Annotated in this window: 22 protein-coding genes; 18 read left to right on the top strand and 4 right to left on the bottom strand. The window is 69.9% G+C overall.

The window, feature by feature from the left end; genetic code table 11:
• The first annotated feature begins 84 nt into the window (after positions 1-84).
• Both RI138_RS04685 and RI138_RS04680 read left to right on the top strand, forming a co-directional pair.
• Positions 85-786 carry an HAD family hydrolase gene (locus tag RI138_RS04685; protein WP_311118878.1) on the top strand — a complete coding sequence of 234 codons (702 nt, stop codon included), beginning with the start codon at positions 85-87 and terminating at the stop codon, positions 784-786.
• 307 nt (positions 787-1,093) lie between these two features.
• A complete protein-coding gene (locus RI138_RS04680) occupies positions 1,094-2,692 on the top strand; it encodes an ABC transporter substrate-binding protein (RefSeq protein WP_311118877.1) in 1,599 nt (532 codons plus the stop codon).
• A 101-nt stretch (positions 2,693-2,793) separates the two neighbouring features.
• Here RI138_RS04680 and RI138_RS04675 read toward each other — a convergent pair whose 3' ends face one another.
• Positions 2,794-3,465 carry a response regulator gene (locus RI138_RS04675; protein ID WP_096630003.1) on the bottom strand — a complete coding sequence of 224 codons (672 nt, stop codon included), beginning with the start codon at positions 3,463-3,465 and terminating at the stop codon, positions 2,794-2,796.
• Positions 3,466-3,474: 9 nt separating this feature from the next.
• Positions 3,475-4,320, bottom strand: a complete 846-nt coding sequence (locus tag RI138_RS04670) for a RecB family exonuclease (protein WP_311122801.1) — start codon at positions 4,318-4,320, stop codon at positions 3,475-3,477.
• 177 nt (positions 4,321-4,497) lie between these two features.
• Here RI138_RS04670 and RI138_RS04665 point away from each other — a divergent pair, with 177 nt between their 5' ends.
• The 3 genes from RI138_RS04665 to RI138_RS04655 all read left to right on the top strand — a co-directional run bounded on the left by RI138_RS04665 (position 4,498) and on the right by RI138_RS04655 (position 7,531).
• Positions 4,498-5,748, top strand: coding sequence for a site-2 protease family protein (locus RI138_RS04665; protein ID WP_311118876.1), 1,251 nt, complete (start codon positions 4,498-4,500; stop codon positions 5,746-5,748).
• Positions 5,749-5,818: 70 nt separating this feature from the next.
• Entirely contained in the window at positions 5,819-6,730 is a 912-nt protein-coding gene (locus RI138_RS04660) for a tRNA (adenine-N1)-methyltransferase (RefSeq protein WP_096629998.1), read from the top strand.
• Positions 6,731-6,949: 219 nt separating this feature from the next.
• Positions 6,950-7,531, top strand: coding sequence for a hypothetical protein (locus tag RI138_RS04655; RefSeq protein ID WP_311118875.1), 582 nt, complete (start codon positions 6,950-6,952; stop codon positions 7,529-7,531).
• Position 7,532: 1 nt separating this feature from the next.
• Here the strand turns inward: RI138_RS04655 and RI138_RS04650 are convergent, their stop codons facing one another.
• A complete protein-coding gene (locus RI138_RS04650; RefSeq protein WP_311118874.1) occupies positions 7,533-7,844 on the bottom strand; it encodes a ferredoxin in 312 nt (103 codons plus the stop codon).
• 241 nt (positions 7,845-8,085) lie between these two features.
• Here RI138_RS04650 and arc point away from each other — a divergent pair, with 241 nt between their 5' ends.
• From arc to prcA, 6 genes are all read left to right on the top strand, one after another.
• The gene (gene arc, locus RI138_RS04645; RefSeq protein ID WP_096629994.1) at positions 8,086-9,852 is read left to right on the top strand and encodes a proteasome ATPase; all 1,767 of its coding nucleotides are present in this window, start codon (positions 8,086-8,088) and stop codon (positions 9,850-9,852) included.
• A 238-nt stretch (positions 9,853-10,090) separates the two neighbouring features.
• On the top strand, positions 10,091-11,602 hold the full coding sequence (dop, locus tag RI138_RS04640) for a depupylase/deamidase Dop (protein WP_311118873.1): 1,512 nt from the start codon (positions 10,091-10,093) through the stop codon (positions 11,600-11,602).
• A gap of 129 nt (positions 11,603-11,731) precedes the next feature.
• Positions 11,732-11,950: a ubiquitin-like protein Pup gene (locus tag RI138_RS04635; RefSeq protein ID WP_011027899.1), complete on the top strand. Its 219-nt coding sequence runs from the start codon at positions 11,732-11,734 to the stop codon at positions 11,948-11,950.
• Positions 11,904-12,587, top strand: a complete 684-nt coding sequence (locus tag RI138_RS04630; protein WP_311118872.1) for an endonuclease VII domain-containing protein — start codon at positions 11,904-11,906, stop codon at positions 12,585-12,587. The genes RI138_RS04635 and RI138_RS04630 overlap by 47 nt, the downstream gene beginning before the upstream one ends.
• On the top strand, positions 12,539-13,384 hold the full coding sequence (prcB, locus tag RI138_RS04625; protein ID WP_096629989.1) for a proteasome subunit beta: 846 nt from the start codon (positions 12,539-12,541) through the stop codon (positions 13,382-13,384). Before RI138_RS04630 ends, prcB begins: the two co-directional genes overlap by 49 nt.
• Positions 13,385-13,442: 58 nt before the next feature.
• A complete protein-coding gene (gene prcA / locus RI138_RS04620) occupies positions 13,443-14,225 on the top strand; it encodes a proteasome subunit alpha (protein WP_311118871.1) in 783 nt (260 codons plus the stop codon).
• A gap of 45 nt (positions 14,226-14,270) precedes the next feature.
• Here prcA and RI138_RS04615 read toward each other — a convergent pair whose 3' ends face one another.
• Positions 14,271-15,305, bottom strand: coding sequence for a LacI family DNA-binding transcriptional regulator (locus RI138_RS04615; protein ID WP_311118870.1), 1,035 nt, complete (start codon positions 15,303-15,305; stop codon positions 14,271-14,273).
• Between the two features lie 135 nt (positions 15,306-15,440).
• Between RI138_RS04615 and RI138_RS04610 the strand changes: the two genes are divergently transcribed.
• The 7 genes from RI138_RS04610 to RI138_RS04580 all read left to right on the top strand — a co-directional run bounded on the left by RI138_RS04610 (position 15,441) and on the right by RI138_RS04580 (position 21,988).
• On the top strand, positions 15,441-16,709 hold the full coding sequence (locus RI138_RS04610) for an MFS transporter (protein WP_311118869.1): 1,269 nt from the start codon (positions 15,441-15,443) through the stop codon (positions 16,707-16,709).
• 9 nt (positions 16,710-16,718) lie between these two features.
• Complete coding sequence (gene pafA / locus RI138_RS04605) at positions 16,719-18,080, top strand: Pup--protein ligase (protein ID WP_026290808.1); 1,362 nt, start codon at positions 16,719-16,721, stop codon at positions 18,078-18,080.
• A gap of 144 nt (positions 18,081-18,224) precedes the next feature.
• Positions 18,225-19,160 (top strand): FKBP-type peptidyl-prolyl cis-trans isomerase, encoded by a 936-nt coding sequence (locus tag RI138_RS04600; RefSeq protein ID WP_311118868.1) that lies wholly within the window; start codon positions 18,225-18,227, stop codon positions 19,158-19,160.
• A gap of 43 nt (positions 19,161-19,203) precedes the next feature.
• Positions 19,204-19,578, top strand: coding sequence for an FKBP-type peptidyl-prolyl cis-trans isomerase (locus RI138_RS04595; protein ID WP_096629982.1), 375 nt, complete (start codon positions 19,204-19,206; stop codon positions 19,576-19,578).
• A 138-nt stretch (positions 19,579-19,716) separates the two neighbouring features.
• Entirely contained in the window at positions 19,717-20,670 is a 954-nt protein-coding gene (locus RI138_RS04590) for a helix-turn-helix transcriptional regulator (RefSeq protein WP_311118867.1), read from the top strand.
• A gap of 20 nt (positions 20,671-20,690) precedes the next feature.
• Positions 20,691-21,674 carry a helix-turn-helix transcriptional regulator gene (locus RI138_RS04585; RefSeq protein WP_311118866.1) on the top strand — a complete coding sequence of 328 codons (984 nt, stop codon included), beginning with the start codon at positions 20,691-20,693 and terminating at the stop codon, positions 21,672-21,674.
• On the top strand, positions 21,671-21,988 hold the full coding sequence (locus RI138_RS04580) for a CpXC domain-containing protein (protein WP_311118865.1): 318 nt from the start codon (positions 21,671-21,673) through the stop codon (positions 21,986-21,988). Before RI138_RS04585 ends, RI138_RS04580 begins: the two co-directional genes overlap by 4 nt.
• Positions 21,989-22,013: the final 25 nt, after the last annotated feature.

Genomic DNA, 22,013 nt, shown 5'->3' with positions numbered 1-22,013 from the left:
CTGGTCGGTCCAGTGCAGGCCGGTCGCCCTCCCACTTCTGGGAATGGCGGCCGGCCTTCTCGTCCCTTACGGAAGGTGTGCCGGATGACCAGTACGGTCCCCGCGTCCTTGACCCGCACGGCCGAAGGCGCCGCTTTGCAGGCGGTCCTTCTCGACATGGACGGAACCCTGGTCGATACCGAGGGCTTCTGGTGGGACGTCGAGAAGGAGGTCTTCGCCGACCTCGGACACCGGCTGGACGAGGCCTGGCGGGACGTCGTCGTCGGCGGTCCGATGACCCGCAGCGCGGGATACCTCATCGACGTCACCGGCGCCGACATCCGGCTCGACGAGTTGACCGGGCTGCTCAACGACGGCTTCGAGAAGCGTATCGCGCGCGGGGTGCCCCTGATGCCGGGCGCCGAGCGGCTACTCGCCGACCTGGCCGTGCACGAGGTGCCCACCGCGCTCGTCTCGGCCTCCCACCGCCGGATCATCGACCGGGTCCTGGACTCGGTGGGCCACCACCACTTCGCGCTCACGGTCGCCGGGGACGAGGTCGCCCGGACCAAGCCCCACCCCGAGCCCTATCTCACCGCCGCCGCGGGCTTCGGCGCCGACCCCTGGCGCTGTGCCGTCATCGAGGACACCGCGACCGGGGTGGCCGCCGCCGAGGCCGCCGGGTGCCGGGTCGTCGCCGTGCCGTCGGTGGCTCCGATCGCCCCCGCCGCCGGACGTGTGGTCGTCAGCTCGCTCGAAGAGGTCGACCTGGCCTTCCTGCGGAAGCTCATCACCGGAATGGGCTGACCCGGGCAGAGAGCCCGACCGATGTACGAGCGGCGTACTCCTCCCTCCCGCCGTGCGCATTCCGGCAACTTTCCGTGGACGTGAATCAGCCACTGTGCACATATGTGAAGAGGTAGGGAGGGTGAGCTTCCTCACCCGGGAGCCACCAGTTGGCCTCCGGGATCATATGAGATGTCCGGAATGGTGATCATGTGTCGCCCCTTCCGGCCGCCGGGGGAGAGCGAGCTGCGATCCGGGCGGTCGGGAGAGGCCGTCGGCGGCTACTAACTTTGATTCCTCACCTGCCGGGATGAGGGAGAACGTCCAGATGAACCGCAAGACCCTGGTGCTGCCGGCCGTCGTCGGCCTGCTCGCCCCCGTGCTCGCCGCCTGCGGCAGCACGGACAGCGGCGCCGGTGGCACGGGAGCCATCGTCGTCGGCACCACGGACCAGCTCGTGGCCTCCGCGGAGAACCCCGCGCCCCTCGACCCGGCCATCGGCTATGAAGCAGGCGTCTGGAACGTCCTGCGCCAGACGGTGCAGACGCTGACCGCCGTGCCCAACGGAGGCGGCGAACCGGCGCCCGAAGCGGCCCGCAGCTGCACCTTCACGGACACCGAGAACGAGAGCTACCGCTGCACCCTGCGCGAGGGCCTCACCTTCGCCGACGGGACACCTGTCACCGCCGAGGACGTGAAGCACTCCATCCAGCGCGTCATCGACATCGACTCGGACAGCGGTCCGGTCGGTCTGCTCTCCAACATCGACACGATCGAGACCAAGGGCGACGACCAGGTGGTCTTCCACCTGAAGACCCCGGACGCGACGTTCCCGTACAAGCTCGCCACGCCCGCCGCCGGCATCGTCCCGAAGGCGCAGTACCCGGCGAAGTCCCCGCGCGAGGGCTTCCAGGTCAACGGCTCCGGCCCGTACACCATGAAGCCGCAGGTCGAGGACGGCCGGGTCGTGAAGATCACCTTCTCCAAGAACCCTTCGTACAAGGGTGAGTTGAAGGTGCTCAATGACAAGGTCGAGATGGACCTCTTCGTCGACGCCGAAGCCATGGGCAAGGCGCTCGACGAGAAGAAGATCCACATGATGACCCGGGCCATGTCGCCCGAGCAGGCCCGCGACATGCTGGTCAGCCCCAAGGAAGGCATCGAGCTCACCGAGATGCCCGGCCTGGCCATCAGCTACCTGGGCTTCAACACCAAGGACCCCGTGGTCAACAAGGCCGTCCGGCAGGCCATGGCCCAGATCATCGACCGGGGCGAGATCGCGGGCAAGGTGTACGGCACGACCGCCGAGCCGCTCTACTCCCTGATCCCGTCCAGCATCTCCGGGCACACGAACGCCTTCTTCAACAAGTACGGAGAGCCCAGCACCACCAAGGCCGAGGCGACGCTGCGGGACGCCGGCATCAAGACCCCGGTGAAGTTCACCCTGCACTACACGAACGACCACTACGGCTCGGCCACCGCCAAGGAGTTCAAGGCGATCCAGCAGCAGCTGAACAGCTCGGGCCTCTTCGACATCGATGTCCAGGGCACGGAGTGGTCGAAGTACCGCCCGGAGCAGAAGCGCGGCGACTACGCGGCCTACGGCATGGGCTGGTTCCCCGACTTCCCGGACCCGGACAACTACACCGCGCCGTTCCTGGACAAGGACAACTTCCTCAACTCGCCCTACCGCTCGCGCGAGGCGCAGAACGTCCTCATCCCGCAGTCCCGCCGTGAGGCCGACCGCACCGCCGCCGCCGCGACCTACGAGAAGCTCCAGGACATCGTCGCCGCCGACGTCCCCGTGCTCCCGATCTGGCAGGGCAAGCAGTACGTCGCCTCCCGCGACGGGATCGCCGGGGTGGAGCACTCCGTCAGCGCCACCTCCGAGCTCCAGCTGTGGGAGCTCCACCGGCCCGGCGCCTGAGGCCGGTCCGCACCGGAAAAGCCGTCCGGCCCGCCCCTTCCTGGAACAGGACGGGGACGGGCCGGACGGCTTTCCGCGGAGCTCGCTCGCGACGAAGACCTCTACTGCGCGCCGGGGCGCACCAGCCCGCTCTCGTACGCGTACACCGCGGCCTGCACCCGGTCGCGCAGGCTCAACTTCGTGAGCACATGGCCGACATGGGTCTTGACCGTCGTCTCGCTGACGAACAGGTCCGCGGCGATCTCCGCGTTGGACAGCCCGCGTGCCACCAGCTTCAGCACCTCGACCTCACGGTCCGTCAGCGTGTGCAGGGCGTCCGGGACCGGGTCCTCACCGGAGGGCAGATGGTCCGCGTACTTGTCCAGCAGCCGGCGCGTGATGCTCGGGGCGAGCATCGCCTCGCCCGCCGCGACCACCCGGATCGCCTGCACCAGCTCGGCCGCCGGGGCGTCCTTCAGCAGGAAGCCGCTCGCCCCCGCACGCAGCGCCTCCACCACGTACTCGTCGAGATCGAAGGTGGTCAGCACCAGCACCTTCGCCGGGCCGTCCTTCCCGGGGCCGGTGATCTGACGGGTCGCCTCCACCCCGTCCATCCGCGGCATCCGGATGTCCATCAGCACCACATCGGGCTGGAGCGCCCGCACTTGGTCGATGGCCTGCAGACCGTCACCGGCCTCACCCACCACCGCCAGATCGCCCTCGGCCTCCAGAATCATCCGGAAACCGGTGCGCAGCAGGGGCTGGTCGTCGACCAGAAGGACGCGGATCGCCACAGGAACTCCTTAAGGGCCCTCAAGGGCCACGGCTCGGCCGGCCTCGGCCCGGACCGGTCCCATTCTGCCCTGCACATCCTCACCCGACTCCGCCGGGCGCACCGCCAGGGGGTAGACCGGGGGAGTCCCGCCGAATTCCGGACAGACCGCCTGGTGGTCGCACCAGCCGCACAGCTTCGTCGGGCGCGGCCGCCAGTCGCCGGTCTCCGTCGCCAGTGCGATCGCGTCCCACAGCGCCAGCAGCTTGCGCTCCACCCGCTCCAGGTCCGCCACCACCGGGTCGTACGTCAGCACATCGCCGCTGCCCAGATAGACCAGCTGGAGACGGCGGGGCACGACGCCCTTCAGCCGCCAGATCACCAGCGCGTAGAACGTCATCTGGAACAGCGGGCCCTCGGAATACTCCGGTCGCGGGGCCTTGCCCGTCTTGTAGTCGACGATCCTGACCTCGCCGGTCGGCGCGACGTCCACCCGGTCGATCACCCCGCGCAGCCGCAGCCCCGACTCCAGCTCCGTCTCCACGAACATCTCCCGCTCGGCGGGCTCCAGACGCGTCGGGTCCTCCAGCGAGAACCACCGCTCCACCAGCCGCTCCGCCTCGCCCAGCCAGCGGGTCAACCGCTCACCCCCACTGTCCTCGGCGAACAGCTCGCCCAGCTCCGGCTTCGTCTCCAGCAGCCGGTCCCACTGGCCGGGAATCAGCGCCCGCGCCCGCGGCGCCGTACGGTCCGCCGCCGGGGCGTCGAAGAGCCGCTCCAGCACGGCATGGACCAGAGTGCCGCGGGTAGCCGCCTCGCTGGGCTTCTCCGGGAGCTTGTCGATGACCCGGAAGCGGTAGAGCAGGGGGCACTGCATGAAATCGCTCGCCCGCGACGGCGACAGGGACGAAGGCGGCTGAGGCGGCCGCGGCACGGAAGTCATGTCTCCAGACCCTACGGCCCGCCACTGACAGTCAGCGGCATACCATCGACGGTAGACCCTCGCACACTGCATGATCGTGGCAAAGGCCACTCACCGAACCGAAGGGACCCCGTGGACGAGAGCGGCGACAGCGGGCGGCCGCAGCCCGGCGCAGGGGGCACGGACCCCGGCGCCGCCCCCGAGAACGGCAAGCCCAAACGCCCCGCGGAGCCGGGCGGCGGCCTGCTCATGGGCCGCCCCTTCGGCGTGCCCGTCTACGTCGCCCCCAGCTGGTTCGTCGTCGCCGCGCTGATCACCTGGGTCTTCGGCGGCCAGCTCGACCGGGTGCTGCCCGAGCTGGGCGGTGCGCGCTATCTCGTCGCGCTGTTCTTCGCGATCGCCTTCTACGCCTCCGTGCTCGTCCACGAACTGGCCCACACGGTCGCCGCCCTGCGCTACAAGCTCCCGGTCCGCCGCATCCAGCTCCAGTTCTTCGGCGGCGTCTCGGAGATCGAGAAGGAGACCGAGACGCCAGGCCGCGAGTTCATCCTCGCCTTCGTCGGCCCGCTCCTCTCCCTCGTCCTCGGCGGCGTCTTCTACGGCGCGATGCAGTTCGTCGAGCCCGGCACCGTCCCCGGTGTCCTGCTCGCGGGCCTGATGATCTCCAACCTCATCGTGGCCGCCTTCAACCTGCTGCCCGGTCTGCCCCTCGACGGCGGCCGGATGCTCCGCGCCGTCGTCTGGAAGATCACCGGCAAGCCCATGAGCGGCACCATCGCCGCCGCCTGGGTCGGCCGGGGGCTGGCCGTCACCGTCCTGGTCGGACTGCCGCTGCTCACCCACACCGGAACCCTGGGCGCCGCACCCGACAGCATCGGCGGCATCGAGACCGTCATGGACGCCCTGCTCGCCGCGATCCTCGCCGGGATCATCTGGACCGGCGCCGGGAACAGCCTGCGCATGGCCCGGCTCCGCGAGCACCTGCCCGACCTCCGCGCCCGCACCCTCACCCGGCGTGCCGTGCCCGTCGAGTCCGCCACCCCGCTCTCCGAAGCGCTGCGCCGGGCCAACGAGGCGGGCGCCCGCGCCCTGGTCGTCGTCGACGGACAGGGCAACCCCAAGGGCGTCGTCCGCGAGGCCGCCATCGTCGGCGTCCCCGAACACCGCCGCCCCTGGGTCGCCGTCAGCGGCCTCGCCCAGGACCTCACCGAGGGTATGAAGGTCCCCGCCGAGCTGGCCGGGGAAGCCCTCCTCGACCGGCTCAAGGCCACCCCCGCCACCGAGTACCTGGTGGTCGAGGAGACCGGCCAGATCTACGGAGTCCTCTCCACCGCCGACGTGGAGCGCGCCTTCGTCAAGGCCATGGCCCGCCCCGGCACCTGAGCCGCCGGGGCTCCCGCCGCCGCCCGGACCGGGCGGTCGGCGGCCCCTGAAACACCGGTACGCTGGTCACATGTCTGAACCGACCGGTGCCGCCCGCCGACGTGGGCCCTTCAAGGTCGGGGACCAGGTCCAGCTCACCGACCCCAAGGGACGCCACTACACCTTCACGCTTGAGGCCGGAAAGAGCTTCCACACCCACAAGGGTTCTTTCCAGCACGACGAGCTGATCGGTGCTCCCGAGGGCAGTGTTGTCCGAACCACGGGAAACGTCGCCTACCTCGCGCTGCGCCCCCTGCTCCCCGACTACGTCCTGTCCATGCCCCGCGGCGCCGCCGTGGTCTACCCCAAGGACGCGGGCCAGATCCTGGCCTTCGCCGACATCTTCCCCGGCGCCCGCGTCGTGGAGGCAGGGGTCGGCTCCGGCTCGCTCTCCACCTTCCTGCTGCGCGCCATCGGTGAGCAGGGCATGCTGCACTCCTACGAGCGTCGCGAGGACTTCGCCGAGATCGCCCAGCAGAACGTCGAGCGCTACTTCGGCTCGCCGCACCCCGCCTGGCAGCTGACCGTCGGCGACCTCCAGGACAATCTCTCCGACACCGACGTCGACCGCGTCGTGCTGGACATGCTCGCTCCCTGGGAGTGCCTGGAGGCCGTCTCCAAGGCCCTGGTGCCCGGCGGCATCCTCTGCGCCTACGTCGCCACCACCACCCAGCTCTCGCGCACCGTCGAGTCCATCCGCGAGATCGGCTGCTTCGCCGAACCGCAGCCCTGGGAATCGATGATCCGCAACTGGCACGTGGAGGGCCTCGCCGTCCGCCCCGACCACCGCATGATCGGCCACACCGGCTTCCTGGTCACCGCCCGCCGCCTCGCGGACGGCGTCGAACCGCCCCTGCGCCGCCGCCGTCCCTCCAAGGGCGCCTACGGCGAGGACTACGACGGCCCCGGCAGCCAGAGCGGCTCCGCCGCCTCCCGCGGCTGATCCGTCCAACGCACCGGCGCCGCCGCTGAGTTCCCCGACCGACCGGGGAACTCAGCGGCGGCGCCTTTTCGTTGCCGCCGACACAGCGGCCCGGTGGCGAGACCCGTACCCACCCCGCCGTTCCGCCGGAGTGTGAGGTGTGGCACGATGCTGGCCACCCCTCGGGGGTGCTCCCCACCTCCTCCCGGGACTCCCAGGAACCATCAGGAGACATACCGCGTGCAGACCTCCGCGCTCCCGGACCTGGCGCACACCGCCGCCAAGCCCGTGCACTGGCTCGCCACGGCCGCCGCGATGGCCGGCGTCGTCGCGCTGGCCGGCCTGCTCCAGCCCCGTACGGCCACCGCCACCGCCACGGCCCCCGAGCAGCGGACCACCACACGGCACGGCCAGCAAGCCCCCGCCCCGGACCCGGCCGGCGTGGACTTCCCGCTGGAGTGCGGCGGCGCCGGGACCACCGTCGCCAGACAGGCCCCCGGGGACCTCGACGGCGACGGGCGGCCGGAAACCGTCGCCGTAGTGCACTGCGACGCGGGCTCCGGAACGCCGCCGAGCGGCATCTACGTCCTGACGCGGGGAAGCGGGCCCGCACCCCGGGTCGTGGCGACCCTGGTGGACCCCGCCGACAGGAAGACGGTCGGCGACTTCGCCGTACGGGGCGGAGTCGTCTCGGCGACCCTGCTCGGCTACTCCTCGCTCGACGTCCCCCGCTGCTGCCCCGACCAGGTGGAACAGGCCTCCTGGCGGTGGAAGGGGAAGGCGTTCGTCCGCACCTCCGGGGACCTCGCGCGCAGCGTGTGAGCTACTCGGCGTCCGGCCCGTACACCTCGACGCTGTCCTTGACGCGCCGCACATGGATGCAGTCGCCGGGGCACTCCTTGGCCGAGTCGACGACGTCCTGGAGGAGCGGCAGCGGCACCGGAGTGGTCGCGCCCTTGTCCTGAAGCAGCTCGTCGTCACTGCTCTTCACGTACGCCAGGCCGTCGATGTCCAGCTCGAAGACCTCGGGGGCGTACTGCACGCAGATTCCGTCGCCCGTGCAGAGATCCTGGTCGATCCAGACCTCCAGATCCTGGGTGCCGCTGTCGCCCGGCGAGTCCTGCTGCACGGTCATTGAGTCCTGCCGTTCCTGCGTATCCGAACCAATTGGAGCCAGCCCTGACGGGTGTTGACCGGTTCGACGATACAACCGGCGGCTTTCCGGTGCCGAAGGGTGGGTATTCCCTTGACGTGAGGGAGAGCGCAAGGGTGAAGATCGGACACACCCCGGAGTCTTTGTGATCTAGGGGTTTCAATCATCACCCACCCAGGTAGGGTCAGGAAGCGTCCAGCTCCCCATGGAGGAGGTGAGGACCGTGGCAGCCCACGACGACGACATCAACCGCGGCATCCGGCCCGCGCGAGGGTCAGAGGACCCAGCCGGCCAGGTTGCCTATCTCGAGCAGGAAATCGCCGTCCTGCGACGCAAGCTCGCCGACTCTCCGCGTCATACGAGGATTCTCGAAGAGCGGATCGTCGAGTTGCAGACGAACCTGGCGGGCGTGTCCGCGCAGAACGAGCGGCTCGCCAACACGCTCCGTGAGGCGCGTGACCAGATCGTGGCCCTCAAGGAGGAGGTCGACCGGCTCGCGCAGCCGCCGGCCGGCTTCGGCGTCTTCCTGCAGGCCAATGAGGACGGCACCTGCGACATCTTCACCGGGGGCCGCAAGCTCCGGGTGAACGTCAGCCCCAGTGTCGAGCTCGACGACCTGCGGCGCGGCCAGGAAGTCATGCTCAACGAAGCGCTCAACGTGGTCGAGGCCATGGAGTTCGAGCGGGCCGGGGACATCGTCACCCTCAAGGAGATCCTTGAGGACGGCGAGCGCGCCCTGGTGGTCGGGCACACCGACGAGGAGAGGGTGGTGCGGCTCGCCGAGCCGCTGCTGGACATGACCATCCGCTCCGGCGACGCCCTGCTCCTGGACTCCAGGTCCGGCTACGTCTACGAGGTGGTTCCCAAGAGCGAGGTCGAGGAGCTCGTCCTCGAAGAGGTCCCGGACATCGACTACGACAAGATCGGCGGCCTGGGCGACCAGATCGAGCTGATCCGCGACGCGGTCGAGCTTCCGTATCTGCACCCCGACCTCTTCAAGGAGCACGAGCTGCGGCCGCCGAAGGGCATCCTGCTCTACGGTCCGCCCGGCTGCGGCAAGACCCTGATCGCCAAGGCCGTCGCCAATTCGCTCGCCAAGAAGGTCGCCGAGGTGACCGGGCAGCCCGCGGGGAAGAGCTACTTCCTCAATATCAAGGGCCCCGAGCTGCTCAACAAGTACGTCGGCGAGACCGAGCGGCACATCCGCCTGGTCTTCCAGCGTGCTCGGGAGAAGGCGAGCGAGGGTACCCCCGTCATCGTCTTCTTCGACGAGATGGAATCCCTCTTCCGCACCCGCGGCAGCGGCGTCAGCTCGGACGTGGAGAACACCATCGTCCCGCAGCTGCTCGCCGAGATCGACGGGGTGGAGGGCCTGGAGAACGTCATCGTCATCGGCGCCTCCAACCGCGAGGACATGATCGACCCCGCCATCCTGCGACCCGGCCGCCTCGATGTGAAGATCAAGATCGAGCGTCCGGACGCCGAGGCGGCGAAGGACATCTTCGCGAAGTACCTGACCCCGTCGCTCCCGCTGCACGCGGACGACCTGTCCGAGCACACCGGCTCGCGGGAGGCCGCCGCCCACGCCATGATCCAGTCGGTCGTGGAGCGGATGTACACGGAGTCCGAGGAGAACCGCTTCCTTGAGGTCACCTACGCCAACGGCGACAAGGAAGTCCTGTACTTCAAGGACTTCAACTCCGGCGCGATGATTCAGAACATCGTCGACCGGGCAAAGAAAATGGCCATCAAGGCATTCCTCGAACACGGCCAGAAGGGGCTGCGGGTCGCTCATCTCCTGCAGGCCTGTGTGGACGAGTTCAAGGAGAACGAAGACCTGCCGAACACCACCAACCCGGACGACTGGGCCAGGATTTCCGGTAAGAAGGGTGAGCGGATCGTCTTCATCCGCACACTCGTCACCGGAAAGCAGGGCGCGGACACCGGGCGGTCCATCGACACGGTCGCCAATACCGGCCAGTACCTGTAATACGCGGACCGGCTGCGGATGCCCGGAGGGGGTATCCGCAGCCGGTCGCATTCCACCGATCCGGCCATGCCGGAGCAATGTCGTAATTGATCTCCCCACCGGCGCAGAGGCGCTCTAGGCTCTGCGGTACCGCCGAGTCGCGCAGTGTGGTGACGGGCACCGCACACACGCACCGGACACAGCAGCGGTACTTGAGCGTCGCTCCCGGACGGGACCGACGCCGGGCAAGGAGGGCCGCATGACCGTACGGCGAGTAATGGGCATCGAGACGGAGTACGGGATCTCCGTCCCCGGCCACCCCAACGCCAATGCCATGCTCACCTCGTCCCAGATCGTCAACGCCTACGCGGCGGCGATGCACCGGGCGCGCCGCGCCCGCTGGGACTTCGAGGAGGAAAATCCGCTGCGCGACGCGCGAGGCTTTGACCTCGCCCGTGAGACCGCCGATTCCAGCCAGCTCACCGACGAGGACATCGGCCTGGCCAATGTGATCCTCACCAACGGTGCCCGGCTGTACGTCGACCACGCGCACCCCGAGTACAGCTCCCCGGAGATCACCAATCCGCGGGACGCGGTGCTCTGGGACAAGGCCGGCGAACGGATCATGGCCGAGGCGGCCGAGCGGGCCGCCGCCATCCCCGGCGCGCAGCCGATCCACCTCTACAAGAACAACACCGACAACAAGGGCGCCTCCTACGGCACGCACGAGAACTACCTCATGCAGCGGGAGACGCCGTTCTCGGACATCGTGCGCCACCTGACGCCGTTCTTCGTCTCGCGCCAGGTGGTCACGGGCGCGGGCCGGGTCGGCATCGGCCAGGACGGCCATGAGCACGGCTTCCAGATCAGCCAGCGCGCCGACTACTTCGAGGTTGAGGTCGGCCTGGAGACCACGCTCAAGCGTCCCATCATCAACACCCGGGACGAGCCCCATTCCGACGCCGAGAAGTACCGCCGGCTCCATGTGATCATCGGCGACGCCAATCTCTCGGAGATCTCCACCTACCTCAAGCTCGGCACCACGTCCCTGGTGCTGTCCATGATCGAGGACGCCTTCATCAACGTCGACCTCGCCGTCGACCAGCCCGTACGCACGCTGCACCAGGTCTCGCACGACCCGGATCTGCGGCAGCTGATCACACTCCGCAGCGGCCGGTCACTCACCGCCGTCCAGTTGCAGATGGAGTATTTCGAGCTGGCCCGCAAGTACGTGGACGAGCGGTACGGCACCGACGCCGACGAGCAGACCAAGGACATCCTGACCCGCTGGGAGGACACCCTCAACCGGCTGGAGACCGATCCGATGAGTCTGGCGGGCGAGCTGGACTGGATCGCCAAGCGGGAGCTGATGGAGGGCTACCGCCGCCGCGACACGCTGGACTGGGACGCCCCCCGGCTGCATCTGGTGGACCTCCAGTACGCGGACGTACGGCCCGACAAGGGCCTCTACAACCGTCTGGCGGCCCGTGGGCGGATGAAGCGGCTGCTGGACGAGGACGAGGTCACCAGGGCCCGTACGAAGCCTCCGGAGGACACCAGGGCCTATTTCCGGGGCCGCTGCCTGGAGCAGTACGCCGATGATGTGGCGGCCGCCTCCTGGGACTCGGTCATCTTCGACCTGCCGGACCGCGACTCGCTCCAGCGGGTGCCCACGCTGGAGCCGCTGCGCGGGACGCGCGAGCACGTCAAGGACCTGCTCGACCGGTGTCGTACGGCGGAAGAGCTGGTCCGGGTGCTGTCCGGCGGCTGAAAGGCCTCCGGACTGGGAATCAATCACCTGAGGCCCGGACGTTGGACAAGTACCGGGCCAAATGTCGGACCCCGTGGGTAGGGTCTGATCAAGAGCTTCGATTGCTTCGAACCGAGCGGGGTGAGCTACATGGCGACCAAGGACACCGGCGGCGGACAGCAGAAGGCGACGCGTTCCACCGAGGAGGTCGAGGAGCAGGCGCAGGACGCGCAGGCGTCCGAGGATCTCAAGGAGCGCCAGGAGAAGCTGAGCGACGACGTCGACTCGGTGCTGGACGAGATCGACGACGTCCTGGAAGAGAATGCCGAGGACTTCGTCAGGTCATTTGTCCAAAAGGGCGGGGAATAAGGCTGAATGTCCGACTCTTCTGCGGAGAGGCAGCACTCTCGTCGACGGAAGAATCGGCCGCGGCAGTCCTTCGCCGGTAAAAGGGCCATGCGTGATGGCCTCCAGGCGTATTGCCGGAAGTGCTCTGCCGAGTACTGCCAGCAGCGTCAGGAGGCCAAGGCCAAGGCCAAGGCCAAGGCCAAGGCCAAGGGCAAGGGCAAGCCGGTCCGGGGGCAAGGCGCCGGTGCCACGGGAGCACGAACGTTGCACGCAGTGCGGCGAGGTGAAGCCGCATGACCAGTGGGAGCGCGACAAGTCGTCTTCCGACGGCTGGTCGAGTTCCTGCCGCGAACGCGGGGCGGAGCGAGGTCGGATCGGCTGCTTCAAGCGCACGCAGGGCCTTGTCCCTGCCGAGCCGGACGCGCTGATCGCGGCTCAGCAGGGCGTGTGCCGTATCTGTCCAATCGCTCCGGCTGAGCATGTGGATCACTGCCATGAGACGGGTAGGGTCCGTGGCGTACTGTGCTTCAGCTGCAACGCAGCCCTGGGGCAGTTCAAGGATCGGCCGGATGCCATAAGGCGTGCAGCCGCATACGTGGAGGGAAACGCGTGGAAGCCAACACTCGTAGCACCGGGCGTCTACCAGCAGCCTTCCTGACGCCGGGGTCGTCCTCGTTCATGGACTTCCTGTCCGACCAGTCGCCCGAGATGCTCCCGGGCAACCGGAGCCTGCCGCCGCTCCAGGGGGCCATCGAGGCGCCGCACGGGACGACCATCGTCGCGGCGTCCTTCCCCGGCGGCGTGGTCCTGGCCGGTGACCGGCGCGCCACCATGGGCAACATGATCGCGCAGCGCGACATCGAGAAGGTCTTCCCGGCCGACGAGTACTCGGCGGTGGGCATCGCCGGCACCGCCGGACTGGCTGTGGAGATGGTCAAGCTGTTCCAGCTGGAGCTGGAGCACTTCGAGAAGGTCGAGGGCGCCCAGCTCTCCCTGGAGGGCAAGGCCAACCGGCTCTCCACCATGATCCGCAGCAATCTGGCCATGGCCATGCAGGGCCTCGCCGTGGTGCCCCTCTTCGCCGGTTTCGACGTCGACCGCGAGAAGGGCCGCATCTTCTCCTACGACGTCACCGGCGGGCGTTCGGAGGAGACCGGCTACGCCGCCACCGGCTCCGGCTCGATCTTCGCCCGCAACGCGATGAAGAAGCTCTACCGCGAGGACCTGACGGAGGAGCAGGCCCTCACCCTGGTCGTGCAGGCGCTGTACGACGCCGCGGACGACGACTCGGCGACCGGCGGCCCGGACGTGGCCCGCCGCATCTACCCGATCGTCACCGTCATCACCGACGAAGGCTTCCGGAGGCTGAGCGACCAGGAGTCCTCCGAGATCGCGCGCTCCGTTCTGGAACGCCGACTGGAGCAGCCCGACGGCCCGCGCGCCGCGCTGCTCTGACCCGGACTCCGAGCCTTTAGAGATGCACTCGTCACTGACAGGAAGGGACGGATAGCCGGTGTCGACGCCGTTCTATGTCTCACCCCAGCAGGCCATGGCCGACCGGGCGGAGTACGCCCGCAAGGGCATCGCCCGTGGTCGCAGCCTTGTTGTGCTGCAGTACGCCGACGGCATTGTGTTCGTCGGCGAGAACCCGTCCCGTGCGCTGCACAAGTTCAGCGAGATCTATGACCGGATCGGCTTCGCCGCCGCCGGGAAGTACAACGAGTACGAGAACCTCCGCATCGGCGGCGTGCGCTACGCCGATCTGCGCGGATACACCTACGACCGGGACGATGTGACGGCCCGTGGGCTGGCCAACGTCTACGCCCAGACGCTCGGCACCATCTTCTCCAGCGCCGCCGAGAAGCCCTACGAGGTGGAGCTGGTGGTCGCCGAGGTCGGCGCCGAGCCCGAGGGCGACCAGATCTACCGGCTGCCCCACGACGGTTCGATCGTGGACGAGCACGGCTCGGTCGCAGTCGGCGGCAACGCCGAACAGATCAGCAGCTTCCTCGACCAGCGCCACCGCGACGGCATGACGCTCGCCGAGGCGCTCAAGCTGGCCGTCCAGGCGCTCTCGCGGGAGCCGGGCGGCGGCGAGCGGGAGATCCCGGCCGAGCGCCTGGAGGTCGCGGTCCTGGACCGTACCCGCCCCCAGCAGCGCAAGTTCAAGCGGATCGTCGGCCGTCAGCTGACCCGGCTGCTGGAGACGGAAGTCGCGAGCAGCACCCCGACGGACGCCCCGTCCGACACCGAGGACACCGACTCCGCCACCACGCCCGATTCCACGGAGGAGTAGGCGCCGGCGCCTCTGATGCCCCCGGGCCGCGGCCCGGGGGCATCGTCATGCCCGGGCGGCGGGCGGCGGCGCCGTCGAGCCGCGTACGACCAGCTGTACCGGCAGGCCGCCCGGCTCGACGGGGCGGCCGTCCAGCACGGCGAGCAGCGCCTCCATACCGCGTTCCCCGACGTGCTCGGCGGGCAGCTGAACCGTGGTCAGTTCCGGCTCGACGGCGGTGGCCAGCGCCAGATCGTCGAAGCCGGTGACCGACAGCTCGTCCGGCACCCGCAGCCCGAGCCGCCGAGCCGCCTTGCAGGCGCCCGCGGCCAGGATGTCGTCGTCGCAGACGATCGCGGTCGGCCTCTGCCCGGCGGCCGCCAGCACCCCTTCCGCGGCCTCGCGCCCCGCCCGTACGTCCAGCGGGGCCCGTACCGTACGCAGGCTCGCGTCCGGCACCGCGCCCAGAGCGTCGTGCAGCGCCCGGGCCCGGACCGCGAACGTCCAGGTGTCCACGGCGGAGGCCAGATGCAGGAAGCGGCGGTGCCCGAGCCCCAGCAGATGGTCCGTCACCTGCCGCATCCCGTCGCCGATGTCCAGGTTCACCTGGGCCGCGGGGCCGGTGTCGGCCGGATCGCTGTCCAGCATCACCAGCGGCAGCTCGGCCCCGCGCAGTGCGTCCAGGGCGTCGGCGGCCATCGAGGACGCGATCACCCCGTCCAGCGAGGCGCGGGCCGAAGCGAACGGGTCCCGGGCCGGGCCCGTGCCGTCGGGGGAGGGGTAGAGCACCACACCGAAGTCGTGCTCCGCGGCGACCGCCGCCGCCCCGGTGCACACCCGGGCGAAGAACTCGTTGGTGAGCGCGGGGACCACCAGCAGCGCGGTCCTGGTCCGGCCGAGCCGCAGACTGCGGGCCGCCAGATTGGGCCGGTAGCCCAGCTCCGCCGCGCTCTCCCGGACCCGCCGGGCCGTGGCCTCGGAGACCCGTCCCGGCCACTTCCCGCCGAGCACCAGGGAGACCGTCGCCTGGGAGACGCCCGCCGCGCGGGCCACGTCCCGGCTGGTGGGCCGGGCGGGTACGGGCTGATGGGCGCTGGTCACTCGGGCCTCCGTGCGGGGTGTCTCCACAGCGCCGCGAGGTAGACCCGCGTGCTGCGGACATGGTACGTATGAACGTCGACGTTATACGTAAAACCTCGGTGGGCGGCAGCCCGGGCCGGGCGGAGAGGGGCGGACATGGCCGCGGGATATCTGGACATCCTCCGGGCGCGGCACGCTGCCCGGCTGCTCACGGGCACGCTGGTGGGGCGCCTGCCCAACGGCACCGCGCACATCGCGATCGTGCTGTTCACCCGCGCCGAAGGCGGCAGCTACACCCTCGCGGGCGCGCTGGCCGCCGCGTACGGACTGGCCACCGCCGTCGGCCAGCCGCTGCTGGGCCGGGCCGTGGACCTGTACGGGCAGCCGCGCGTCCAGTTCCCCGCCGCCGTCCTCTCGGCGCTCGGCATGGCCCTGTTCGCGGTCGCGGGCCTCGGCTCGCTCCCGCTGGCCTACGCCGCCGTCGTCGTCGCGGGAGTCGCCACACCGCCCCTGGAGGGCGGCCTGCGCGCCTTGTGGCCCAGCGTCCTCAAGCGCGAGGACCAGGTGCACCGGGCGTACGCCATGGACGCCGTCGCGCAGGAGATCATGTTCACGGTCGGACCGCTCCTGGTGACGCTGCTCGTCGCCCTCTGGTCCCCGGCCGCCGCCCTCCTCGTCATCAACGCCATCGGCGTCCTGGGCGCCCTGTCCGTCGTCCTGTCCGAGCCCTCGCGCACCTGGCGCTCCGCCCCCCGCGAGGCGCACTGGCTGGGCGCCCTTCGCTCGCCCGGACTCCTCGCCCTCCTCGGTGCCTTCTTCTTCATCGGCCTCGCGCTCGGCTCCATCACGGTGGCCGGAGTGGCGTACGCCGACGACCACGGCCGGGAATCGGTGTACGGCTGGCTGATGGCCTCGCTCGGCCTCGGCGCGCTGATCGGCGGCCTGGCCTACGGCGCCCGCCAGTGGGCCGGTGCGCCGGAGAAGCGGCTGCGGGTGATCGTCGGCCTGCTGGCGCTCGGCTACCTGCCGCTGACGCTCACCCCTTCGGTGCCCGCGATGGCCGCCCTCGCCGCCCTCGCCGGGGTGTTCCTCGCCCCGGCCATCGCCTGCTCCTTCATCGTGGTCGACCGGCACGCCCCGCGCGGCACGGTGACCGAGGCCTTCTCCTGGCTCGTCACCACCTTCGGCGTGGGCGCGGCGGTCGGAACGGCCGTCGCGGGACCGGCCGTCGAGCTGGGCTCCACGGCCTGGAGTTTCGCGGTCGCGGGGGCCGGGGGAGTGGCGGCCCTGGTGGTTCTGCTGGCCACCGGACGGGTTCTGGGGGCCGACTCGGTGCCCGTCCGCGCGCCCGCCGTCGTGACCGGATCTGAAAATGATCGGAACGGTGCTGTCGAACCCGGTTTCAGCACAGGCCGTAAGGCGTAATGTTCAGTCATGGACCGCCGCATTTTCGGGCTGGAGAACGAGTACGGCGTCACGTGCACGTTCAGGGGACAGCGCCGACTGTCACCTGACGAAGTGGCGCGCTACCTCTTCCGCCGTGTTGTGTCATGGGGCCGCAGCAGCAACGTCTTTCTGCGGAACGGCGCCCGCCTCTACCTCGACGTGGGATCGCATCCGGAATATGCCACCCCCGAATGCGACAACGTGACCGAACTGGTCACGCACGACAAGGCGGGCGAGCGCATTCTCGAAGGCCTGCTCGTCGACGCCGAACGCCGCCTGCACGAGGAGGGAATCGCGGGCGACGTCTATCTCTTCAAGAACAACACCGACTCGGCGGGAAACTCCTACGGCTGCCACGAGAACTACCTCGTGGCCCGGCACGGAGAATTCTCCCGGCTCGCGGACATCCTCATCCCCTTCCTCGTCACCCGGCAGCTGATCTGCGGGGCGGGCAAGGTGCTCCAGACCCCGCGCGGCGCGGTCTACTGCGTCAGCCAGCGCGCCGAGCACATCTGGGAGGGCGTCAGCTCCGCCACCACCCGCTCCCGGCCGATCATCAACACCCGCGACGAACCCCACGCCGACGCCGAGCGGTACCGCCGCCTCCACGTCATCGTCGGTGACTCCAACATGTCCGAGACGACCATGCTGCTCAAGGTCGGCGCCACCGACCTGGTGCTCCGCATGATCGAGGCGGGCACGGTGATGCGCGACCTGACCCTGGAGAACCCGATCCGGGCGATCCGCGAGGTCAGCCACGACCTCACCGGGCAGCGCAAGGTCCGCCTGGCCAGCGGCCGGGAGGCCTCGGCCATAGAGGTCCAGCGGGAGTACTACGAAAAGGCCGTGGACTTCGTCGAGCGCCGGGGCATCCGAACCGGCACCGTCGACCAGGTCCTGGAGCTGTGGGGCCGCACCCTGGACGCGATCGAGGCCGAGGACCTCGACCGGATCGACACCGAGATCGACTGGGTCATGAAGTACAAGCTCATCGAGCGGTACCGGGCCAAGCACAACATGACCATGTCGAATCCGCGGGTCGCGCAGATAGACCTCGCCTACCACGACATCCACCGCCGAAGGGGTCTCTTCTACCTCCTGGAGCGCAAGGGGCAGACCGCCCGCATCTGCAACGACCTGAAGATCTTCGAGGGCAAGTCGGTGCCCCCGCAGACCACCCGGGCCAGGCTGCGCGGCGACTTCATCCGGCGGGCCCAGGAGCAGCGGCGGGACTTCACCGTCGACTGGGTCCACCTCAAGCTCAACGACCAGGCGCAGCGCACGGTGCTGTGCAAGGACCCGTTCCGTTCCGTGGACGAGCGGGTGGAGAAGCTGATCGCCGGTATGTGAGCGCGCGCACGCACCGGCCTCCGGCCCCCGGGACCCACCGGTCCCGGGGGCCGGAGCTGTGTGCGGGGTCCGGCCCGAACGGAATGAGAGGCCCTAGAGTGTTCCGGGACTGAACCACCGTGCCCCCTGAGATCTGAGGAACCAGTGCGCCGAATTGCCGGCCTTCTCGTCGCCCCCCTCCTGCTGCTGTCGGCAGTGGCGTGCGGCAACGACAAGGCCTCCGACTCCGCCTCGTCCAAGAACGGCGTCCCCGCGATCACCGCGGGGGCGAAGTTCGGCGAGAAGCCCACCCTCTCCAAGGGCGAGGGGGACCCGCCCAAGGAGCTGAAGACCGACGTCATCAGCGAGGGGGACGGGGCGAAGCTCAAGAACGGCGATGCGATCCAGGTCAACTACCTCGGTCAGGCCTGGGACTCCGACAAGCCGTTCGACAACAGCTTCGACCGCAAGCAGCCCTTCGACCTGACGCTCGGTGCGGGCATGGTCATCCAGGGCTGGGACAAGGGCCTGGTCGGGCAGAAGGTCGGCAGCCGCGTCGAGCTGGTCATCCCGCCGGAGCTCGGATACGGCGAGCAGGGCCAGGGCGACATCAAGCCGAACGCCACCCTCGTGTTCGTCGTCGACGTCCTCAAGGCCACCCAGATCCCGGCCTCCGCCAAGGGCACCGAGGTCGCCCAGGACAACATCGACCTGCCCAAGGTCGGAGTGAAGACCGACGGCAAGGCCCCCACCGTCACCATCCCCAAGAGCGACCCGCCGAAGAAGCTGGCCTCCACCTACGTCCTGGAGTCCGACGGCGACGTCGTCAAGGAGTCCGACAGCGTCGTCGTGAACTACGTCGGCATGGTCTGGAAGGACGCCAAGGAGTTCGACAACACCTACTCCACCGGCAAGACCCAGACCTTCCCGCTGTCGCAGGTCACCCTCAAGGGACTCAAGACCGGCCTGATCGACAAGAAGGTCGGCAGCCGGGTGCTCATCGTCATCCCGCCGGACCAGGCCTTCGGCGACCAGCAGCAGCAGGCCATCCCGAAGAACTCCACCCTGGTCTTCGCCGTGGACATCCTCGCCAAGGTGTAAGACTGTCCCGGTTGCCCAGTTCATCATTTAGAGGAGCAGTTCAGTGAGCATCGACAAGCCCGAGATCGACTTCCCGGGTGGCGAGCCGCCGGCAGACCTGGCGATCAGGGACATCTGGGAGGGCGACGGCCCGGTGGCCCAGGCCGGCCAGACCGTCTCCGTGCACTACGTGGGCGTGGCCTTCTCCACCGGCGAGGAGTTCGACGCCTCCTGGAACCGCGGCACCCCGCTGCGGTTCCAGCTCGGTGCCGGCCAGGTCATCTCCGGCTGGGACCAGGGCGTGCAGGGCATGAAGGTCGGCGGCCGTCGCGAGCTGATCATCCCCGCGCACCTCGCCTACGGCGACCGCGGCGCCGGGGGCGGCCGTATCGCCCCGGGCGAGACGCTGATCTTCGTCTGCGACCTGGTCTCCGTCTGACCGGCTCCGGTTACGCGAACGAGGGCCCCCGCCGCACGGCGGGGGCCCTCCTCGTCTTCCGGCCCCTGCCCGGCTTTGGTCCCCCACACCCCGGGGCGGTACGGTCGACCGTCGTAGCGCACAAGAGAAAGGGCGTCGATGGCGATTGCCAAGGCCGAGCGGTTGATGAACCTCGCGCTGTGCCTGCTGGGGACCCGGCGCCCGCTCAGCAAGCGTGAGCTCCGCGGCTCCATCGAGGCCTACCTCGAAGCGGGCACCGACGACTCCTTCAACCGGATGTTCGAGCGTGACAAGGACGATCTGCGCGAGCTCGGCCTCGTCATCGAGACCGTCGAGAACCTCGACGGCGACACCGGCTATCTGGCCCGCCGCGACAGCAACCGGCTGCCCCCCATCACCCTGGACGCCGAGGAGGCCGCGGCCCTCGGGCTCGCCGCCAAGGTCTGGCAGCAGGCCCGCCTCGCCGGGGCCGCCAGCGGCGCCCTCCAGAAGCTGCGCGCCGCCGGGATGCCCGAGGCCGAGGACGACTACGAGGTGCACAGCGCCCTCGAACCCCGTATCCCCGTGCACGAGGCCGCGTTCGAGCCCCTGATGCTGGCCTGCCGTGACCGCCGCCCGGTCACCTTCGACTACCGCAAGGCCAACTCCGCCCGCCCCGAGCAGCGCCAGGTCGAACCCTGGACCCTCGAATGCTGGCGCGGCCACTGGTACCTCGCGGGCTGGGACCGCGAGCGGGGCGCCGAGCGCGTCTTCAGGCTCTCCCGCATCACCGGCAAGGTCCGCTCCCGCGCCGGGGCCTTCACCGCCGAGGTGCCCGACGTGGTCACCGTCCGCGAGACCGTCGAGAGCTGGGCCGGCGAGACCGCGACCCGTACCGCACGGATCAGGCTCCGCGCCGGAGCCGGCTACCCGCTGCGGTCCCGGGCGATATCCGTCACGGAGCGCGGCGACGGCTGGGACGAGCTGGAAGTCCCGTACGGACACGGCCTCGACGCCTGGCTCGTCGAGTTCGGGCCGGACGTCGTCGTGGAGGAGCCCGCCGACCTGCGGGCCGATGTGGTGGACCGGCTGCGCGCCGTGGCCAAGGACTAAGGGACCAGGGGACCGAAGCGATGGCCACGAACGCGATCGACCAGACCCGCCGGATGCTGTCCCTGGTGACGTATCTGCGCGAGCGCCCCGGCGCCCACGTCCAGGACGTGGCCCGGGCCTTCGGGATCACCGAGGACGAGCTGATCTCCGACCTCGACGTGCTGCCCATGTGCGGCACCAGCTTCCGCGGCGGGGACCTCCTCGACATCGACACCGACGGCGACCGGATCTGGTGGCACAACCCGGACGACGTCGCCGAGCCGCTGCGGCTCGCCGCCGACGAGGCGACCGCCCTGCTCGTCGCCGCCCGTGCCGTCGCCACCCTGCCCGGCCTCCGCGAGAGCGACCGCCAGGCACTGGTCCGCGCCACCGCCAAGCTGGAGACGGCCGCAGGCGAGTCAGGGGCGGCCAGCTCCCGGCTCTCGGTGACCTTCGAGTCCGAGGGCGGCGTCTTCGCCGACGTCGACCGGGCCATCTCCGAGCGCCGCCGCCTCTGGCTGCGCTACTACTCGCCCGCCCGCGACGAACTCACCGAGCGCGAGGTCGACCCGATCCGGCTCTTCGCCGTCGGCCACACCTACATGGAGGGCTGGTGCCGGCTCTCCGAGGCCCGCCGGACCTTCCGCCTGGACCGGGTCGCCGAGATCCGCCTCCTCGACGCCCCCGCCGTCCCGCCCGAACTGGAGTTGCGGGACCTGTCCGCGGGGCTCGTCCAGCCCGCCGCCGAGGACCCCGAAGTGGTGATCGAGGTCGGCACCGGAGGCCGCTGGGTCGCCGAGTACTACCCGCACGACTCCGCCGAGGAACTGCCCGACGGCGGACTGCGGATCACCCTGCGCACCCCCGACCCGGCCTCGCTGCGCCGCCTCGCCCTGCGCCTCGGCGGAGAGGGCCGCATCGTCGACCCGCCGGCGCTCGCCGACAGCGCCCGTGAGGCGGCCCGCGAGGCGCTCGCCGCCTACGAGGACACGGGCCGGGAGGCCGAGGAGCGGAGACCACGATGAACGGGACGCCCCTGTTTCCGGCCGCCCCCGGGGTCAGCCCGGCGACACCGCGGGCGACCGCCGGGACCGGGCCCGTACCGGTGCCGGTTCCCGCCGCCGTACGGTTCCGGGCCGGCTGCCCCGACTGCCGCGGGCGCTTCGAACTCGCCGCCGGGGAGCTGCGCCTGGCGATCGGCGCCACCAGCCGCACCACCTTCTACACCTTCACCTGCCCCGAGTGCGGCGCCTCGGTCCGCAAACCCGCCGGGGAGCGCATCATCGAACTGCTCACCGGCGGTGGTGTACGGACGCTGCGCCTGCACGCCACCCCGTAGCGCCTGCCGCAGCGCCGTACAGGAA

Origin of the sequence: Streptomyces durocortorensis (assembly GCF_031760065.1) — a bacterium.
Classification (GTDB): domain Bacteria; phylum Actinomycetota; class Actinomycetes; order Streptomycetales; family Streptomycetaceae; genus Streptomyces.
The sequence above is the reverse complement of the archived record's forward strand: the minus strand, read 5'-3'. Positions and strand labels throughout refer to the sequence as shown.

What these genes read in the sequence shown, in the direction of transcription:
- RI138_RS04685 (WP_311118878.1), top strand. Translation starts at nt 85, where the DNA reads ATGACCAGTACGGTCCCCGCGTCCTTGACCCGCACGGCCGAAGGCGCC.
- RI138_RS04680 (WP_311118877.1), top strand. Translation starts at nt 1,094, where the DNA reads ATGAACCGCAAGACCCTGGTGCTGCCGGCCGTCGTCGGCCTGCTCGCC.
- RI138_RS04670 (WP_311122801.1), bottom strand. Translation starts at nt 4,320, where the DNA reads ATGCAGTGCCCCCTGCTCTACCGCTTCCGGGTCATCGACAAGCTCCCG.
- RI138_RS04660 (WP_096629998.1), top strand. Translation starts at nt 5,819, where the DNA reads ATGTCTGAACCGACCGGTGCCGCCCGCCGACGTGGGCCCTTCAAGGTC.
- RI138_RS04650 (WP_311118874.1), bottom strand. Translation starts at nt 7,844, where the DNA reads ATGACCGTGCAGCAGGACTCGCCGGGCGACAGCGGCACCCAGGATCTG.
- dop (WP_311118873.1), top strand. Translation starts at nt 10,091, where the DNA reads ATGACCGTACGGCGAGTAATGGGCATCGAGACGGAGTACGGGATCTCC.
- RI138_RS04635 (WP_011027899.1), top strand. Translation starts at nt 11,732, where the DNA reads ATGGCGACCAAGGACACCGGCGGCGGACAGCAGAAGGCGACGCGTTCC.
- RI138_RS04630 (WP_311118872.1), top strand. Translation starts at nt 11,904, where the DNA reads ATGCCGAGGACTTCGTCAGGTCATTTGTCCAAAAGGGCGGGGAATAAG.
- RI138_RS04610 (WP_311118869.1), top strand. Translation starts at nt 15,441, where the DNA reads ATGGCCGCGGGATATCTGGACATCCTCCGGGCGCGGCACGCTGCCCGG.
- pafA (WP_026290808.1), top strand. Translation starts at nt 16,719, where the DNA reads ATGGACCGCCGCATTTTCGGGCTGGAGAACGAGTACGGCGTCACGTGC.
- RI138_RS04590 (WP_311118867.1), top strand. Translation starts at nt 19,717, where the DNA reads ATGGCGATTGCCAAGGCCGAGCGGTTGATGAACCTCGCGCTGTGCCTG.
- RI138_RS04585 (WP_311118866.1), top strand. Translation starts at nt 20,691, where the DNA reads ATGGCCACGAACGCGATCGACCAGACCCGCCGGATGCTGTCCCTGGTG.
- RI138_RS04580 (WP_311118865.1), top strand. Translation starts at nt 21,671, where the DNA reads ATGAACGGGACGCCCCTGTTTCCGGCCGCCCCCGGGGTCAGCCCGGCG.